Annotated in this window: 12 protein-coding genes and 1 pseudogene; 9 read left to right on the forward strand and 4 right to left on the reverse strand. The window is 54.8% G+C overall.

All coding sequences use genetic code 11. The features are described from left to right. Window positions 1-45 precede the first annotated feature (45 nt). The 5 genes from QBK88_RS02205 to QBK88_RS02225 all read left to right on the forward strand — a co-directional run bounded on the left by QBK88_RS02205 (window position 46) and on the right by QBK88_RS02225 (window position 7,912). Entirely contained in the window at window positions 46-1,176 is a 1,131-nt protein-coding gene (locus tag QBK88_RS02205) for a DUF3800 domain-containing protein (protein ID WP_277960741.1), read from the forward strand. Window positions 1,177-1,279: 103 nt separating this feature from the next. After that, complete coding sequence (locus QBK88_RS02210; RefSeq protein WP_277960742.1) at window positions 1,280-2,719, forward strand: aldehyde dehydrogenase family protein; 1,440 nt, start codon at window positions 1,280-1,282, stop codon at window positions 2,717-2,719. Between the two features lie 986 nt (window positions 2,720-3,705). Continuing rightward, window positions 3,706-3,984: a hypothetical protein gene (locus tag QBK88_RS02215; RefSeq protein ID WP_277960743.1), complete on the forward strand. Its 279-nt coding sequence runs from the start codon at window positions 3,706-3,708 to the stop codon at window positions 3,982-3,984. 262 nt (window positions 3,985-4,246) lie between these two features. Next, window positions 4,247-5,794: a hypothetical protein gene (locus QBK88_RS02220; protein ID WP_277960744.1), complete on the forward strand. Its 1,548-nt coding sequence runs from the start codon at window positions 4,247-4,249 to the stop codon at window positions 5,792-5,794. Window positions 5,795-7,234: 1,440 nt separating this feature from the next. Continuing rightward, complete coding sequence (locus QBK88_RS02225; protein ID WP_277960745.1) at window positions 7,235-7,912, forward strand: DUF5710 domain-containing protein; 678 nt, start codon at window positions 7,235-7,237, stop codon at window positions 7,910-7,912. Between the two features lie 109 nt (window positions 7,913-8,021). Here the strand turns inward: QBK88_RS02225 and QBK88_RS02230 are convergent, their stop codons facing one another. The 4 genes from QBK88_RS02230 to QBK88_RS02245 form a co-directional block, all read right to left on the reverse strand. Continuing rightward, on the reverse strand, window positions 8,022-8,426 hold the full coding sequence (locus QBK88_RS02230) for a GNAT family N-acetyltransferase (protein ID WP_277960746.1): 405 nt from the start codon (window positions 8,424-8,426) through the stop codon (window positions 8,022-8,024). Window positions 8,427-8,543: 117 nt separating this feature from the next. Beyond that, entirely contained in the window at window positions 8,544-9,380 is an 837-nt protein-coding gene (locus tag QBK88_RS02235) for a hypothetical protein (RefSeq protein ID WP_277960747.1), read from the reverse strand. A 332-nt stretch (window positions 9,381-9,712) separates the two neighbouring features. Next, the gene (locus QBK88_RS02240) at window positions 9,713-11,026 is read right to left on the reverse strand and encodes a hypothetical protein (protein ID WP_277960748.1); all 1,314 of its coding nucleotides are present in this window, start codon (window positions 11,024-11,026) and stop codon (window positions 9,713-9,715) included. Between the two features lie 282 nt (window positions 11,027-11,308). Beyond that, window positions 11,309-12,940 carry an NAD+ synthase gene (locus QBK88_RS02245; protein WP_277960749.1) on the reverse strand — a complete coding sequence of 544 codons (1,632 nt, stop codon included), beginning with the start codon at window positions 12,938-12,940 and terminating at the stop codon, window positions 11,309-11,311. 425 nt (window positions 12,941-13,365) lie between these two features. On the opposite strand from QBK88_RS02245, the pseudogene nadE reads away from it, so the two are divergent. From nadE to QBK88_RS02265, 4 genes and pseudogenes are all read left to right on the forward strand, one after another. Continuing rightward, window positions 13,366-13,674, forward strand: a pseudogene (gene nadE, locus QBK88_RS02250) (NAD(+) synthase); the annotation flags it as partial. A 276-nt stretch (window positions 13,675-13,950) separates the two neighbouring features. Next, window positions 13,951-15,204, forward strand: a complete 1,254-nt coding sequence (gene glyA / locus QBK88_RS02255) for a serine hydroxymethyltransferase (protein WP_277960750.1) — start codon at window positions 13,951-13,953, stop codon at window positions 15,202-15,204. 103 nt (window positions 15,205-15,307) lie between these two features. Further along, on the forward strand, window positions 15,308-16,228 hold the full coding sequence (locus QBK88_RS02260) for a LysR family transcriptional regulator (RefSeq protein ID WP_277960751.1): 921 nt from the start codon (window positions 15,308-15,310) through the stop codon (window positions 16,226-16,228). A 416-nt stretch (window positions 16,229-16,644) separates the two neighbouring features. After that, window positions 16,645-17,946, forward strand: a complete 1,302-nt coding sequence (locus tag QBK88_RS02265) for an MFS transporter (RefSeq protein ID WP_277960752.1) — start codon at window positions 16,645-16,647, stop codon at window positions 17,944-17,946. Window positions 17,947-17,978 lie beyond the last annotated feature (32 nt).

Genomic DNA, 17,978 nt, shown 5'->3' on the forward strand with positions numbered 1-17,978 from the left:
ATACAGCAGACACAATCTCTTTGCCTTAGGCTAAGGAAGCACGAGATGTTCGTATATCTGGATGAGACGGAGTTTGGAGAAGGCGCTTTCAGCGGTTATGCGAGCCTAATAACTGAAAAGCGCATCGACCGAGAAATTATAGAAGAGGCACTCGAAAACCTCAGGAAAGATCCTGATCGTTTTTTGGAGCCTCAAAAAGCGATGGACGACAGGACCCTGGAGAGAGGTTTTTTTCACGCCGCAGATGATAGCAAGAACGCTCACTCTCATCTCTGCAACGCCATAAACAAGCACATAAAAGGCAATTTTAAATCGCATATTTTTCACGTAAACAAACACAACTTCTCTGACACTGAAGAAATTTACGACCTAGCATCAAAGCTTGCAGTCGTCGGCTTATTCTCAAAATCACGAGAGCTGACATTTATCTTTGAGGGCAGAAATGGGTTAAACGTGCAAAAGCTTCTTGAGAAGTGGTGGCCGGACCTATGGAGAGGATTGAGCCAAAACTGCTTTTTAGCTCCATTCATCGTCAAATACTATCCCGATGTAAAATTTGAAACTTCCGACAAAAGCAATCCTGGGTCTCAAGTTGTGGATTTCATACTTTGGGCTTCCCAGAGAGCAGTGTACTCGAACGACTCAAAATGGTTCGACCGGATAGAGGGATGGGCTAAAAGCAGGACAACCACCATTGATGGCGGATGGGACGGGCACAGTATTACCAGGCTTCCTCCAGAAGACCAAGTCTCAAAACGCTATGACGTAGAGGATTCTCTAAGAGAAACTTCCTTATTAGACATAGACAACGCCCTTGCTTCGATATTGATCAACGTGCAAAAGGTGATCAACACCAGTCATTCTCGCCCTGACAAGACGCACATACATCACTTCCATTCAGACATAGATTTCCTTTTCAAGAATCGACACACCAGGCAAAACCCTGAATTCATCTCCAAGATGGCAGACTGCTTCATAAAGTTATTTGACAACATTGAGTTGATCTCCCGCCAAACTCCTGCAAACGAAAAGACATTCTGGCTAATAGTACGCAAATGCATGGGCTTTGCTTTACGCGATGGGATGGAAGCTAGCCATCATAGGTTCAAGCTCAGTGATACTCGAAATCATCTAATCGATAGTCATCTTGAGCTATTCGACGAAGGAATTTTCTAATAGGGCAAATTTTCATATAGCTGCATGAACTCCCGCCGCCGCCGCCGCCCCGGCCCGACCTAGCCAGCCCCTGGCAACTTTCGCGAAGCGGTCCAGTTATTTTATGTCGACTCAATTTTCACCGCTGTTCACCGGCCCCTATTACCTCTCCATCGCCGGGGAGCTGATTGAGGCTACGGAGTTCACACCAGTCTTTAACCCAGCTACCGGCGAAGTTTTTGCCCACGCGCCGAATGCGACTGGCGTCCAGCTGGACCAGGCTATTGCTGCGGCAAAAGCTGCATTTAAGCCCTGGGCCGCTCTGGGCTATGACGGGCGCGAGAAATACCTGCTGGAATATGCAGCGGCGCTGGAGATGCACCGCGAAGACTTGGCTCGATTGCTCACCTTGGAGCAAGGCAAGCCACTGAAGACTGGAGCCCAGCGTGAAGTCGATCTAGCAATCCAGTGGATTCGCCAAACTGCTGTTCGGCGCATTCCGGTAGAGATCGTTGAGGAAAACGACAATCATGTGGTCGAACTTCACCACACCCCGCTCGGCGTTGTTGGGGCAATCACACCATGGAATTTCCCGGTGCTGATGGCCTTGTGGAAAGTGGCCCCTGCCCTGCTGACCGGCAATACCATCGTGATCAAACCATCGCCATTCACGCCGCTGACGTCTCTGCGCTTCGGCCAGATCGCACAATCCATCTTCCCAGCTGGCGTTGTCTCGGTAGTGGCTGGTGGCAACGAGCTTGGCCCACAGATGACGGCGCACCCGGATATCGCCAAGATCAGCTTCACCGGCTCCACCGAAACCGGCAAGCATGTGATTCGCTCAGCAGCAGCCAGCGTGAAACGCCTTACCCTGGAAATGGGCGGCAACGACGCAGCCATCGTGCTGCCAGACGCTGATTGGGACTCGATCATCCCTCAGTTGTTCTGGGGTGCGGTAGGCAACTCTGGCCAATGGTGTGTAGGCGTGAAGCGCCTTTACGTACACAGCTCGTTCCATGCTGCGTTCGTCGAGGCCTTTGTAAATTACGCACGCCTTCAAACGCTGGGTGACGGGTTTGACCCTGAAACCAAGGTCGGCCCTGTTCAGAACAAAATGCAGTTCGACAAGCTTCGCGGCTTCCTCGATGACATCAAGGCAAAGGGCTACAAAGTCGCTCTGGGCGGTGAAGTCGATGAGAGCCGCCCTGGTTACTTCATCCCAGTGACCGTGGTCGACAATCCGCCAGAGGAGTCGATGATCGTCCAGGAAGAGCAGTTTGGCCCAATCGTGCCGATCCTCGCTTATGACGACGTTGACGATGTGATCGAGCGCACCAACGCAAGTCCATACGGCTTGGGCGGCTCTGTTTGGGGACGTGATACCCAGGCGGCTGTAGCCGTGGCAAATCGCATCGAGAGCGGCATGGTTTGGGTAAACGAGATCCACACTCAGGGTGTCGACATTCCATTCGGTGGCCAGAAGCAATCCGGCTTGGGCACGGAAGGTGGCCATGAAGGTCGGTTGCTCTTCACCAACCCGAAAACGATCCTGATCAAAAAGTAAAAATGATGACGGCGCCAGTGATGGCGCCGTTTTTATATCACCTCACCATATCCTGAAGCGCCAATGTAGTTGAGACGTACAGGCTATGGCGAAGCCAGCCTTACAATGTAGTTGAGCAGCCAAATTTAGTACTGCACGCCCTGCGTCAGGCCGCCTACAAGCACGCTGTTACACACGCTGAGCTAGGGGCCGCCCCTCCATCCCGACGGCTACGGTTCAGCTACGCGCAGTAACTGCCGAGCTGCGCTGGCCTAGCCGAGCAAAAAACGTACGCAGTCCGGGATCAGTCAATCCATTACAGGGCTTAGGCGGATCGTGAGCGATCAGTGAAAATGCGATAAACGTCGGAAAGGGTAGGCGAAAACGCCCTCCACACACAATTCATCGGTCACCCTGAGCAAATGGCACTCGGCCACGGCGATTTTTTGACACGCCAAAGCCACGCAGAAAATTGATCAAAGCCGCCCCTAAGGATGGCTTAGAAAAATCCGTAAGCTGAGGTTCTGCCGGTCAATTTTGGTGGCAAAATCCAACGGTTCTACGATACGTCAAAATTAATTAATTTAGGAAACCCGCTCTATAGGTCGTTGTTTTAAAATATATAATGCTGATGAATATGCCTCGTTTAGGGTGATTACTATCCTGGCCGATCAATATGCTTAAAGCGTACTACCCACTGCATCCCCCCCCCCTAAAAAAGGCATCAGTGGCCATTGATTTGCTACCGCGCTTAGTCTAGGATCCAAACCTCAGGGATTCAGGCGTAAGGGAGTACGTATGAAAAGTATCAAGTTTGCAACATATCTTCTCGACGCACCTCTTACACTCTCATATTCTACAGCGCTTCCCTGTGTCGCTTGGCGACTAATGCGCCCCTATTGCGACAACCACTAACACAACGGAAGGCGATTAAAGCCAATTTGGAAAAATCGCTTGAATGCGTGTGCAAGCAGCATCAAATCAAACCAACTAAGGAGAGTTCCTCGATGAAAGTTGTGAAAGGAGGCGTAGTACACACTAGCAATCAGCCAGCAAAGCTAGCAGCTGCGGTTGATCAGATACAATTCGATAAAGTTGACCCTAACGTAACGGTCCCTGCTGGATCAATTGGAACTATGATCCTTGTTGCGCCACCTCCCCAAATCGGGCATTACAATGTGGGTGACAAACTCTACTATAGCGATTCTAACCACCACAATGACTCCACCTTTGAAGTTAAAGCCAACATAGGCCCATCAAAGTATACCGTCAAGCTTGCCGGATAAAGTTTCTGCTGGACAACTTAACTCAAAGCCACATAGCAACTTGAAGTACTTACCCCATAATGAAGTCGCTTTTGGCCTAAAGCTTTACTCGTGAAGCTTGGGCATACAATACAGCCGTGCAATAGTTGCATTTGTTGTTTCAGATATGCGCCAAAGCGCATTTTCAGAATAAAATCGTTTCCAGCTAGTGTTCTTTCATAAGGCGCAAACCGTCCACGACGGCTATCCGCCTTTAAACCAATGCACCGAACGAGGCATACAAATGAACCAACCTATCGTACATAAATTCGAAACCGCACAGGCCGACCAAGACGTTGGTGATCAGATGGCCGCAGTAAACGGTTATCTTCAAATGGTGAGCGCAAGTGCTCAAGAAACGCTGGGCAAACAGCTCGACTGCCAAATCTTCTCATTGCGCAACAATGGGATGGGCGATTTCAACTGGAGCTACTCGAACGGGCAAACCACCCAAGTCAACGGGGCCAGTTACAATTGGATCTCAGCGGCCATGACTGTCGCTGATGCCAACCATATGGTTTCTATGGGGAATGAGAACTCGTTCAATGTGGCCTACCAAAGCTTCATCCAAGGGATTTATTATCAGTTCAGTGTTGCAGATCAAAAGGCACTTCAGGCTAGCCAAAACGCCGCGTCGACTCAGTCGGCTGCCCTGGTTGCAGCGTTCAACACGACTTTCGGTACGCCCACTGCAAATGACTATGCCAACGCAACCACAGCGATGAATGCGTACCCTGCATATGGACCCTCCACCGAGATAAACTTTATCATCGACTATGTGATGGGATCGAAGTGGGCAGGGAGCAAAGGCCCCTTCACCAACACGCAGATGCAGAATACCGCGTCGCTTTCCACGCTTCTCGCAAATGCACCTGCAAATGCCGGTACGGTACTGCCGCTGGCAACGGAATACTTGGTCGCCCTCGGGCAGGGTACTGCGCTCACCGATCAAGCAAACCTCGCCAATATGCAAATTGGCGCGATGAAACGCAACCTGCTTACCCCGACCGCCAATAATGGCGGCATAACGGTCTTCAATGCTCAAGCAAATCAGCCGAACAATCCGACACTACCCGCCTATACCGTCTCTCCACCAATCCCCCAGGATCCAAGCCTCCAGCAAAACTCAATAGATGCCGCCTTCAAAGCTCAGGCAACTTCCGATAGCAGCTGGAACGTCAGCTACAGTGGCCAAGCAGGGATCAGCGTTGGTGAATTTTTATCTTTCAACGCCAGCACGACCGTGTCGGGTGATATAGCTTCGCAGTGTGGTTCATCTGCAACCATGAGTGTGACTGTTACATATCCGAACATCGTTGCAACCCCAGCGATTTCGTCTATTCCTCAAGGATTATCCGCCGTAGCAGCTGACGGCAGCGCGACCGGCTGGTTTAGCGAGTCTATCGTCAAGCAGGCTTATACCAATACTCAACTCGGTAGTGCGGCACCGAGCGGCTTTGCATTCATTGGCGGAGCGATTCCCGAAAACTTCGGCTACCCTTCCACTATCGTGCTCAGTGGTTATCCGGAGATCAGTGTTACAGTCACGAACGGCAGTTATAGCGATTTCCAGTCCTGGCAAAAAACCCACACATCTTTTAGCGTCAGTCTATTCGGGTTTATTTCGCTGGGTGGCGGTAGCGTGAATACCTACACGTCGACTGTGACGTCCGCAGAAAGCGAAAGCAGCTTCACGTTCAAGCTGACCGGTCCTTCGAAGTCGCCGGTCACTAATCCGGCACAGCAAGTATATCCTGTGCTAGGCGTAGGTGTGACTTACCTGGATATCTGATCAAGAACAGAGAGCTGGCCACACGCGTTTATCAGTGTCCAGCTCTCAGCTCAGTTTAGGTATGCTCTGAAATAACCGCAATGACCAAAGACCACACACGGTTCTTTTTTCAAGCCAGACGCCTAAATCAAGCACAAGAAGAGTTCGAAAACCGCTCCACCTCACAGGGTGGACCGCCCCACTCTATATTTAACGATTACACGACTTGACATACCGGGCGAGACGTCCAATGCCAACGACCACGCCAAATAGAAAGGGTACCTAAAATTGGGTCTGCCCTTCGGCCTCGGCGACTAAAATCATGGGTACCGGACGCACTACGACGGAGAGTATGTGTTCAACCAGTCGAAGAAAAAAAACATGAGAACAAGATTGCCATCAATTCTGCCGTCTCGTCGCATTACACCTGTAGGCCGATCACTAGAAGCTTCATCCCCGAGAGCCAGACGGAATACCTTGGGACGTTTACCTTCGATAACCGGAGTGCATGCCATATTAAGCAGGACGTTGCGATACAGTTAAGTTCGGCAATTTTTACCAGCATTGCGCCTGCAATAGCTCAGAATTTTGCCCCATCACTGACGGAGGCGAAGATTCAAATTTTTACTAGCAATGTAAAACACTACATATTACGCAAAGACCTTTTTGACAGCCTCCCGTCCATGATCCGGTTCTCAAAAGCAAATTGGAAATTATGTTTTCTTATAGAATTCATCAGGTAGCCCGATAGACACCAATGATCCATTTCTGAATTTTCGATCTATACACCGTGGAGTCGAGGGCGACCGTCACCCGCTCACCAGGACCACCTGTGCGGGTGCCACGCATCGACGCCGCCACACGAAATACCATTCGCGAGCACGCCCTGAGTAGCGATAATGAAGACCTGAAAAGATGACTGGTTACTTCAGGCCGTCGCTAGAGAATTCGAAAAACCCTGCACTTCACCCGCTGGCGCTTCCGCGTAGCGGCTTTGCAACAATAAATCAGGGCAATGATGTGAGGAGTGTTCAACGCCCTCCGAACAGAGATCACGCATCCTCCACAGGTCGAAATTTCTGACGCTGTCGGCGATTGCCTTCTTTCACTGGCTTACAAGGTAACAGGCCATGGCATAGCGGCGGCGCTGCCCCCCCACATGCAAAAAGGATTCATATCCTTAGCTAAAAACCCAACATTAGCTGTACAGCTAATCCTAGCTTTTCAGCTAAGGATCGCGCCAGGCCAACATCAGGTGTGCCCCAACTGTGGTAGGGTCACAAATGTACGGCACCTGATGCTGCAATCGGACCACTCCAGGCATCGCTAAATGTGCTGAACGGGATGGAACTGAATGGTCGCGAGACCTGGCACTCATGTCGGAAGAAGAGCGCGCGCCTCCCGGCCTAGCCTCCAGCTCTCACAAGCGAAAGGACGCAATCACTACGTTTGGATACAGCCATGGAACGGATCAATCTCGCTGTCCCATTCTCAGAGAAGGATGAGGCGAAATCACTCGGTGCCCGATGGGACCCGTCCCAGAAGACCTGGTACATCCCCGAGGGGGTGCAGGTAGGCCCACTGACCCGTTGGCTGCCGGTCACCCCGCTGGAGGACTTGGTGCACGGTCCAGAGTTCTATGTCAGAGCGCCCTACTACTATGTCATCGAGTCGATTTCAGACTGCTGGGGGTGCTCGAACCTAACCCGCGTGTTTTCGTTCAAGCTGCCCGAACAACACGAGGAATTCGATTACTACGTGGATGAAGACGAAGATTTTGAACTCACCAGTAATCTCGGGGAGTGGAAGCGTCGTGGATATCGCGGGACGGTCTCCAACGTCGACAGCCTTTCCCCATTGGTCACCAAGCAGATCCATCGTTTTACCAGTAATTTCAAGCTGGCCTACAGCAAAATGGCTGGCAGCCGTTACTGGATGAATCACTGCGAGCACTGCGGTGCAAAGCTAGGAGATTTCTTCATGCACAGCGAACCAGGTGGGGCCTTCTTACCAACCGCCCCTCACGAAGCTCAACGGATGACCCTCACTAAAATCAACGAGCGGTTCGACGCCAACTGTAGTCTTGGCTACTCCACTGATGATTTTTTCGATTGCATGCAGATTCGCGAGCAATCCTAAATACCCTATTAAGCCGCGCACTGGCGCCTTTAAACCATGGATGAATGCGGGCATGCCATTGATGCAATTCACCTGTACGCTCGGATATCACTGGCCCAAGCGTCGTAAGCTACAGGTGTGAAAGGCTCTTGATCCATTTTGAGCGTTCTAGGTCGCACTGCACGTAGCCTTTCCGCTCATACCACTTGATCAAGGCGTCGTTGGTATATTGCTCACGATCCAACGAACTCGGCTCCAGTTTGACACTCGTGCAACCAAGTTCACGGGCAAGCCGCTCAGCCTGCTTAAGCATCCAGGCCCCTACTCCTTCCCCCCTGAATGCAGGAAGCACGAAAATCTCGTAGATGTAGCCCTGAGGCTCCTTCCAATCTTCATAAATAAGCAGCCCTACCTCCACACCGTCCCGCAGGACTGCAAAGTTCTTCGCCTTCGGGCTGTACCCCTGTTTGCAACGGTCACGCAGGCAGAAGTCTCTCAGATCTTCTGAGGCCGATATCTCGGACGTAGTAAGCAATTATCCTCCCTGTACAACGTTCCTGACTGTATTCACATCAAGCGCTAGGTCGTACACCTAGGCCCTGGCCTCACCCTCCTGGCATCCGGGCCCATCGCCCGCCCTCCCCACTACGCATCACAGGTCAGGCAGAAAAAGACCCCCTCGGTATGGCGTGCTATACCGTGGATCGAAAATGCACATCTGGGTTTCATTGGTGCCCGGATACACCATGGTGATCAGATCAGCTACATTCACTGCCTCAGTCAACGACTCGGCCAAATCTGACAGGTACACGTAACGTTTTTCCCGAACCTCGTGCCAATGAGTCATGCCACCGCCGATGTAGAGGTAAACGCCGGCTTCGGCGGCGGTATTTCTCAGGTCTCGAAGCGCCTCGGCATGGTTCCCCACATCCGTGACCAGGTGATAATTTTCAACCACCACACTGGAACCAGGCAGTTGTGCATTAATTATCTGCTTCAACTCAGTCAGGCGTATAACGCCGTTTCTCCACCTCAGCTTCGCCTCAGGGTCTGGAGAGAAAGGTGGCTCACCATCGACCGCTTCTTTAGCGGGGCCTTCCTGTCCGTCCAGCATATTGACTGCATGCGTCAGCTTTGGCCAATCCTCATCTGCCATAACCACCTGATCAATGACGGAAAATTCCAATCCCCCTTGTAACGCTAGTAACTGCCGCAGCAGAACAGCAGGGTTATGGTTGGCGATGACCACTACCGCCTTTCCCTTATCATCAGCATTGAAAAAGAAAGTATTTTTTAACGTCCACCCAATAAGCCAGGCAAGGACTTCACGCCTCAACGCAATGGAGCGGGACGCCACAACTGCCAGCCCCGGAAATTCAATCTCCGGACAATCCACCTTATTTCGTTCGTACTCAGTCGATTCATTGAAAATAGCATCGATCCTATCGACTTCCTCACTCAACAAATAAGTAAACTGCTGACTCGGCATAAAAACTACGCTCCTGTAAAAAACAAAAAAACTTTTGAGGCTGCCGATGACGCTTCCGTCAAATACACCATCATCACGGAGGCCAAGCGGGCTGCGACCCTCAGCAAAATGGAACCGCAGCCAAAGCAACCGGATGGAAAACCGCGAGGCAACCAACCTAGGGACCACCCACTGGCACCTTCTGCGAAGCAGCTCTAGCAGCGCAGGCGCTGAAACCACCATGCTGGAGCGAGGGCCTGGCCTGCACATTGTTCGTCCTGCCCTAATCAATGGTAGGGGGCACGCAAGCCAGACGACTCAGCAATACCTCTCCGCCTACCAGCTAGGGCGCGTCATGCATCAGCAGATGCCCTGCGAGCTTGATATTTCGCCTTCGCCGCCCTGCCCCAATAACAAATAATGGACAGACTGAATTTAAACGCCTTCCAGACGAATGATAAAGGGATAGTCGTAAGACGCCACAGCGCCTTGACGACAACCGCTCGCTCCCTTTTCTTAAAGTCAACCAATTTTGTGCTCGAAATCGCTATTTTTCCACCAACAGCCAACGCAATAAATAAGAAGTAAACCCACCGGTAATTCTTCATCAGACTCGCTTCACGGTCATCAGCAAGCAATCCCGGCATTCTAGACTTCAGCCATACCAAGTTGGGGATGATGCACTCGTTAGCAATCGCCACTGGGCGCTGGGAGATGTAGCGGTCAACGAAACCCTCGGGGCCGTCCGGCCACATGGAGCAGTAATCAAATGGAGGTGATTCACAACTGTCCGATGGCTGAGCGTACTGAGCAGCAGCTTTAGACAACTGTTTTACAGGACAAATTTTCTGGTTATAGTCCAACAGCTCACGACGGATGACCAGAATGTCCTCATCAGACAGATTCTCCGTCCTTGATGGCTGGAAAAATTCCCGACTGGTTTTGGGCCCAAACTCTTCAAAAAGTACTGGGCCATACTCAGCGAGCTGCCCAATTGTCCACTGAGAATAATTGCTCCACTGACAAGACTTGGTAGCATCCAAACCATTGACTCGACAATAGTCTTGGTAACGGCGGATTTGCTGAAGAAGATAACGACTTGAGTCCTGGACTACCCGCGAAGTATCTTTAAGACTTTGCGCATTACTCATTGCCGTCGTATCTGCCACAAAGAAAACGGCAGCGGCCAGCGCCGTCAAAAACCAAAAATGGTCATAATAATGATGAAACCTATCACTTAATTTTAGAGTATCGTACAGCAATATCGTGATTGACCACCCCAATGCAGTGACCATCACCAATAATGGAATGAGCGCCATAACGCTTCCGATCACACCCACGCCACCCGCAGAAGAGCTGTGTGTGCCGTATTGAAAGTCTGGGAAAAACCCAATCACGTTGAGTATGCCAGGGGCAAGGAGCACACAAAGCGCTATGATTGCGCCCTTAAATCGCCCTAACGTGTAAGCAGCACCTACGATTAACGCCAGCACAAACATCAATACGGAAGTCAACGTCATTGCTATCGGAACAAAGCCGCTGAGGTGAGTTTCAAAAAACTCAGATTTTGGTACACCCAAGTCATGGACTATGTGCCCAGAGCTGAAGGCTGCACCACCGACAAATTCAAGATATGGATGAATAAATTTGCTGACATTCGAAAGCACTTTAATGTTTTCCTTAACATAATAATAAATCTGAACAACGCACCTGCGATCTTGCTACCTACCTACCTACCTACCTACCTACCTACCTACGAAAGCGCGAAACGACGAGCCTCATAGGTGCAAAGGTGTAGTCGGTGAGGCTGAAGACGTGAAGCGTGGAGGCATGAAGACGTGGAGGCTAAAGATCATGCTTGCCGCACCACGAAAGTTGGAGTTCATTCGTGGTGCGGTAAGCCCGATACCTACAGGCGCCTACCTCACTTAATCAACAGGTTCTGAAGATCAGTCGCCGATACGCCAGCCCGAGGTGATCGGGTAGCGACGATCTCGCCCGAACCCGCGCTCGGTAATCCGTGGTCCCACAGCTGCCTGCCGACGCTTGTACTCGTTGAGGTCAACAAGTCGGATCACTTTGCGCACGACCTCTGCGTCAAAGCCTTCCTCGATGATCGCGTCGGCAGACAGGTCCTGCTCAACGTACAGACGCAGAATTTCGTCCAACACCGGATATGGAGGGAGGGAGTCTTCGTCTTTCTGGTCAGGTGCCAGCTCAGCCGATGGCGGGCGATCAATGACGCGCTGCGGGATCACGTAGCCCAAGGTATTGCGGTACTCGCAGAGCTTGAACACCAGGGTCTTCGGTACGTCCTTGAGGACGTCAAACCCACCGGCCATGTCGCCGTATAGGGTCGCGTAACCAACAGCCATCTCGCTCTTGTTGCCAGTGGTCAGAACCAAGTAGCGCTTCTTGTTGGAGATGGCCATAAGCATGGTGCCGCGGCACCGGGCCTGGAGGTTCTCCTCTGTGGTGTCCTTGCCCAGACCTTCGAACATCGGCGCAAGGGTAGAAAGGAACGCTTCAACCATGGGGGCGATAGGCAGCACGCTGTACTTCACGCCCAGGATGTCGGCTTCTTCTCTCGCGTCGTCTTGGCTCATCTGTGCCGTGTAGTGGTACGGCATCATCACAGCTTCGACGTTTTCTGCGCCAAGGGCGTCAGTAGCAACAGCCAGCACCAGTGCTGAGTCGATACCGCCAGAAAGGCCCAGCACAACACCTTTAAAGCCATTGCGTTGCACGTAGTCTTTAACGCCACTCACCAGTGCCTGGTACACGCTGGCTTCAAGGCTCAGCAGCTCTGTCACAGGCCCTGGAACAGGCACCAAGGCATTGTTGGTGCAATCGAAGTCGGTGACGTACAGGCCTTCTTCAAACGCTGGAGCGCGTTGGGTGACCTTGCCGTTGCCGTCCACGACAAAACTATTGCCGTCAAAAACCAGCTCGTCTTGGCCTCCGACCTGATTCACGTACACCATCGGGATCGAGCACTCGTCAGCCCGCTGGGCCAGCAGGGCTTCGCGCTCTGCCTGCTTGCCTCGATGGAACGGCGATGCGTTGAGCGTCAGCATGATCTGAGCGCCAGCGTCACAGGCTTGCTTGAGGGGCTCAGAGAACCAGATGTCTTCGCAGATCGTGATGCCGACCTGGATGCCGAACAGGCTAACAACGCAGGGGCCGCTGCCGGACTCGAAATAGCGCTTCTCATCGAAGACGCGGTAGTTCGGCAGGCGCTGCTTATAGTAGCGAGCAACCTCTTCCCCTTCTGAGATCACTGCGCAACTGTTGTAACGAGCGCCATCTTCAACCCACGGGAAGCCGATCACGATCACTATCCCCCGAGCGGCCTCGCGGACGCGCGCCAGTGCTTTTTCGATCCGGCTTTGCATGCTGGAACGTAGAAGCAGATCTTCTGGTGGATAGCCGCACAGAGTCAGCTCAGGGAAGACGATGACCTGGGCGCCAAGGTCGTCACGAGCTTTCTGAGCTGCTTCGATGATCTTCTCGACGTTGCCGTGAACATCCCCAACCCGGATGTTCAACTGGGCCATTACCACTCTCAAACGCTGATCCATGGGTCCTCCGGAAACGTGATATGGGATCTACAAGATGCTGCGCCGTGGACCAGGTGTCGCATCTAGCGCTACCGAATGGGCTGAAGACGACTGAGCGGCAGCACGATGTGGCGCTGGTGGCTCATCTCTGCTGCTCCCTTCTGGTGGCTGGTCCCTGGTGGCTCATCTGTGATGACGTGTGTTTGATGACGCGTCTCTGATGGCCCAGTCAAGGACAGGCCTGTTATGTCGCAGCACCTTGTCACAATGGGGTCATTATGCCGGATCAGGGATGATGCCGTGCGTCGATTGCTGGCAAAGCTGGGAGGAGGACGAAAATTTTTTTAATTTTTTTTCGTTGTGCAAACGTGGATTATGCACATATCATTAGCGCCACAAACACTGATTAATTGCGGTTGATTGTGCACTTTTTCGGAGGGAGGAATGTCAGGGGCTTCTTCACCAAGTTCGGCGACGGCGCCTGCGACCTGGCCCCGCTCAGCGGCCTGGTCAAGAACCAGGTACGGGCCATTGCCCGCCACCTGGGTGCCCCGGAAAACCTGGTGGAAAAAGTGCCCACCGCCGACCTGGAAGAATTGCGCCCAGGCAAGCCTGACGAGGAAGCCCACGGCGTGAGCTACGCCCAGATCGACGCCTTCCTGCATGGCGAAAAGGTCAGCGATGAGGCCTACGCCATCATCGTGCGCACCTACGACAACAGCCAGCACAAGCGCGAGCTGCCGTTCGCACCGTGAAGCCCGCAGGTTGATGGGACCGGATGCAGGAACTGCCTTGGCAGCTCCTGCACGTTATGTATCGATATCATTCCATCGTAACGAAACCACTACAACCGTGACCATCCATCCTTGAATGCTGGTAATTTTCCATCCGTGCGCGAGCCAACCGGAATGAAATCATTGCAGCGCTTCAACCAACTATTCTGCAACTTATTGATTTTAATAGAATAAACGAATTGGCATCGGCCTTGCTCTGTCCACTCCATCTCAATACCGGACACAAGGACCCGCCCCATGTTCTCCAAAAGCCTCACCCTCGCCGATTTCGACCCCGCCCTGAACGATGCCATTACCCTGGAAGCCTGCCGCCAGGAGCAACACATCGAACTGATCGCCTCCGAGAATTACACCAGCCCGGCCGTGATGCAGGCCCAAGGCAGCGTGCTGACCAATAAATATGCAGAAGGCTACCCGGGCAAACGTTACTACGGCGGCTGTGAACACGTGGACGTGGTCGAGCAACTGGCCATCGACCGGGCCAAGCAATTGTTCGGCGCCGACTACGCCAACGTCCAACCCCACTCGGGCAGCCAGGCCAACGCTGCGGTGTTCCTGGCGCTGCTGCAACCGGGCGACACCGTGCTGGGCATGAGCCTGGCCCACGGCGGGCATCTGACCCATGGCGCCAAGGTCAGTTTTTCCGGCCGGCTGTACAACGCGGTGCAGTATGGCATCGACGACCAGGGGCTGATCGACTATGACGAGGTGGAACGCCTGGCCGTGCAGCATCAACCCAAAATGCTGATCGCCGGCTTCTCGGCCTATTCGCGCACCCTGGATTTCGCGCGTTTCCGCGCCATCGCCGACAAGGTGGGGGCCTGGTTGTTCGTGGACATGGCCCACGTCGCGGGGCTGGTGGCCGCCGGGCTCTACCCCAACCCCCTGCCCTACGCAGACGTGGTCACCACCACGACCCACAAGACCCTGCGCGGCCCGCGCGGTGGCCTGATCCTGGCGCGCAGCAACCCGGCCGTGGAGAAGAAGCTGGACTCGGCGGTATTCCCCGGCGGCCAGGGCGGCCCTCTGATGCACGTGATCGCCGCCAAGGCTGTGTGCTTCAAAGAGGCGCTGGCCCCGGCGTTCAAGGTGTACCAACAGCAAGTCATCGATAACGCCCGTGCCATGGCCGGGGTGTTCGTGGAGCGCGGCTACGATGTGGTCTCCGCAGGGACCGACAACCACCTGTTCCTGGTGAGCCTGATCCGCCGCGGCATCACCGGCAAGGACGCCGACGCCGCGCTGGGCCGCGTGCACATCACCGTCAACAAGAACGCCGTGCCCAACGACCCGCAGTCGCCCTTCGTGACTTCGGGCCTGCGCATCGGCACGCCCGCCGTCACCACCCGTGGCTTTGGCGAAGCCGAGTGCGTGCGCCTGGCAGGCTGGATTTGTGATGTGCTCGACCACCTGGGCGACGCCGACGTGGAAGCCGAAGTGGCCGCCCAGGTGGCGGCGCTGAGCCAGGCTTTCCCGGTTTACGGGCGCTGATACACGCCAGGGACTGCCCTGCACCCGCGACCTTCTGGCACACTTCACCCAGACGCCCGTGCAGGGCAACCTTACAGGCCTGTGGCCGTTGTCAGGAATAACAATGAAACTGCATCAACTCCGTGCGCTCGTCTCCATCCATGAAACCGGTAGCCTGCAAGACGCCTCCCAGGTACTGCACCTCACCCAGTCGGCCTTGAGCCGGGCCATCAAGGAACTTGAAAACGAACTGGGCATCACCCTGCTGGTACGCTCCAACAAGGGCATGACCCTCACCGAATATGGCCAGCGCATGCTCGGCCACGCCCGCCAGGCGCTGGAAAGCGTGCGCCGGGCGCGCCAGGAAATCGAAGACATGAAGGGGTTGGTGGTCAGCGAGATCACCATTGGCGTCACCCCGGTCACCGCCCTGCTGCAATCGCTCAAACAAACCCTGCTGAGCTTTCAGCAAAGCTACCCCAATGCCACCCTGAAAGTCCTGGAGATGCGCCCTGCGCAGCTGTTGCAGCACCTGCGCGACGGCCTGCTGGATTTCGCCCTGACCTCACAGGTGCCCGTCAACGCCGTGGGCCTGGACTGGCAACCGCTGTGCCGTATCCCCGGCGTGGTGGTCGTGCGCAAGGACCACCCCATGCGCAACGTGCGCTCCCTGCGCCTGCTGCAGCAAGCCAACTGGATCAGCGTCGACCCCCTCACCGACAACCAGTCACAGTTCAACCAGCTGTTCGAAGGCAGTGCCCTTGGCCGCCCGCGCAAGGTATTCGAATGCACGGCCATGAACCTCGCGATCAAGATGCTGATCGACAGTGACGCGGTGATGATCATGAGCCAGCCGGCCCTGGGCCATGACCTGGTAGGGTTGAGCGACATGTCCAAGCACCTGCAGAAAATCGACATCCAGGAGCCGGTGCCCGAGTATTCGGTGAACCTGGTGTGCGTGAACCGCAGCTACCTGACCAAGACCGCGGGGCAGTTGTTCGCCCATCTGCACGAGCAATTGGCAGGCAAACCCCTGCCCATCTAGCGCGCCCCTACCCATGGGACGGGGCTAAGCTCGGGAAGGGAGCGCCGCGTGATTACTGTTTCACCGCGTCGATATCTTCCTGAGTTTCGCCCGGCCCCACGCCGGATTGCTGGAGCATTGCGCAAGGGGTTTACCGCCAGGCTGGATGCCCCCGCACCACCGCCGTCACAGGCGCTTTCGCCACCCCGCGCGCCAGGCTGACCTTCCGCCAGCCCCCACCGTTACCCATCTCCCCAGCTCATCAGCACCACTTTCGCGCACCGCGAGTCGAAAATGCCCACAACCATCGCCAGCCCTTTCCCTGGCCAATGCTCATCCGCACCAACGGTTGGGGCCTTGCATAAAAGGGATGTGCAGTTTGCGCGGCACTGTTCAACACTCCCGCTCACCACGACCCCGGGTACAGGAACAGCGCCATGAAGAGCACCCCCGCCAGTGATTTGCCCCTCCATCCCAGCCCGGCCACGGCCTCGCTGCATGCACGCAAGATGCGCCGCGTGGTCATCGCCTCGTCCTTGGGCAATGGCTTGGAAATCTACGATTTCACGGTGTACAGCTTCTTCGCCGTGATCATCGGCAAACTGTTTTTTCCTGGCGAATCGGCCCTGGCATCGTTGCTGATGTCGCTGGCCACCTTTGCCGTGGGCTTTTTGATGCGCCCCCTGGGCGCGGTGCTGATCGGCCGGGTGGCCGACCGTCGCGGGCGCAAGGCGGCGTTGTCACTGACCATCGCCCTGATGACCGTGGGCACCGGCATCATCGCCTTCACCCCGACCTATGCCAGCATCGGCATCACCGCCACCCTGCTGCTGGTGTTCGGCCGACTGCTGCAAGGCCTGTCGGCAGGCGGCGAAGTGGGCAGTGCCTCGGCGTTCCTGATGGAATCGGGCAGCACCGCCAACCGCTGTTTCATGGTCAGCTGGCAGGGCGCCAGCCAAGGGGCAGCGGCACTGCTGGGCGCCCTCACCGGCCTGCTGCTGAGCAGTAACCTGAGCCCCGAAGCGCTGCAGAGCTGGGGCTGGCGGGTACCCTTCATCATCGGCCTGATGATCGGCCCGGTAGGCTGGTTCATTCGCCAGCACCTGGATGAAACCCATACTGAAACCGCCGACACCCCCTCGCTGGCGCAATTGCTGCGCGAGCACAAAGGCACCCTGCTGCTGGGCATCATGTGGATGGCGGCCTCTACCGTGAGCATGTACATGGTGGTGTTCTACATGCCCACCTACCTGGTGCAGACCCTGCACTACCCGGGCAGCTTTTCCTTCGCCCTGGTGGGCCTGGCCAGTGCCCTGCTGGCGGTGATCCCGCCGATCGCCGCGCGTTATGCCGACCGGTTTACCCGGCGCAAGCCACTGCTGTACTGGGTGGCCGGGCTGGCGCTGGTGTTCGCCTACCCGTCGTTTCTGCTCTTGGGCCTGCAAAGCACCTGGCTGTGCATGCTGGCCATTGCCTTGCTGATCATGCCCATGGCGGTCGGCGTCGGTGCCAGCTTTGCCATGTTGATGGAGGCCTTCCCCCGCGAGCAGCGCGTCACCGGGCTGTCGGTGATCTACAGCTTCGGCGTGACCTTGTTCGGTGGTTTTTCGCCGCTGCTGGTGACCTGGCTGATCGGCCTGACCGGCAACCCCTTGACCCCTGCCCTGTACCTGATCGCCACCTTGGTGCTGAGCCTGATCGCCCTGCGCCTGTTCCCGGAACACCCGGGGCGTGCCTGAGTCTCCCCTTTACTGCCAGAAAAGGAAGTAAC

The organism is Pseudomonas sp. RIT-To-2, from assembly GCF_029623465.1.
Taxonomy (GTDB): domain Bacteria; phylum Pseudomonadota; class Gammaproteobacteria; order Pseudomonadales; family Pseudomonadaceae; genus Aquipseudomonas; species Aquipseudomonas silvicola.

Coding starts and splice junctions, on each gene's coding strand:
- QBK88_RS02205 (WP_277960741.1), top strand. CDS start 46: ATGTTCGTATATCTGGATGAGACGGAGTTTGGAGAAGGCGCTTTCAGC.
- QBK88_RS02235 (WP_277960747.1), bottom strand. CDS start 9,380: ATGCCGAGTCAGCAGTTTACTTATTTGTTGAGTGAGGAAGTCGATAGG.
- glyA (WP_277960750.1), top strand. CDS start 13,951: ATGTTCTCCAAAAGCCTCACCCTCGCCGATTTCGACCCCGCCCTGAAC.
- QBK88_RS02225 (WP_277960745.1), top strand. CDS start 7,235: ATGGAACGGATCAATCTCGCTGTCCCATTCTCAGAGAAGGATGAGGCG.
- QBK88_RS02215 (WP_277960743.1), top strand. CDS start 3,706: ATGAAAGTTGTGAAAGGAGGCGTAGTACACACTAGCAATCAGCCAGCA.
- QBK88_RS02260 (WP_277960751.1), top strand. CDS start 15,308: ATGAAACTGCATCAACTCCGTGCGCTCGTCTCCATCCATGAAACCGGT.
- QBK88_RS02220 (WP_277960744.1), top strand. CDS start 4,247: ATGAACCAACCTATCGTACATAAATTCGAAACCGCACAGGCCGACCAA.
- QBK88_RS02265 (WP_277960752.1), top strand. CDS start 16,645: ATGAAGAGCACCCCCGCCAGTGATTTGCCCCTCCATCCCAGCCCGGCC.
- QBK88_RS02210 (WP_277960742.1), top strand. CDS start 1,280: ATGTCGACTCAATTTTCACCGCTGTTCACCGGCCCCTATTACCTCTCC.
- QBK88_RS02245 (WP_277960749.1), bottom strand. CDS start 12,940: ATGGATCAGCGTTTGAGAGTGGTAATGGCCCAGTTGAACATCCGGGTT.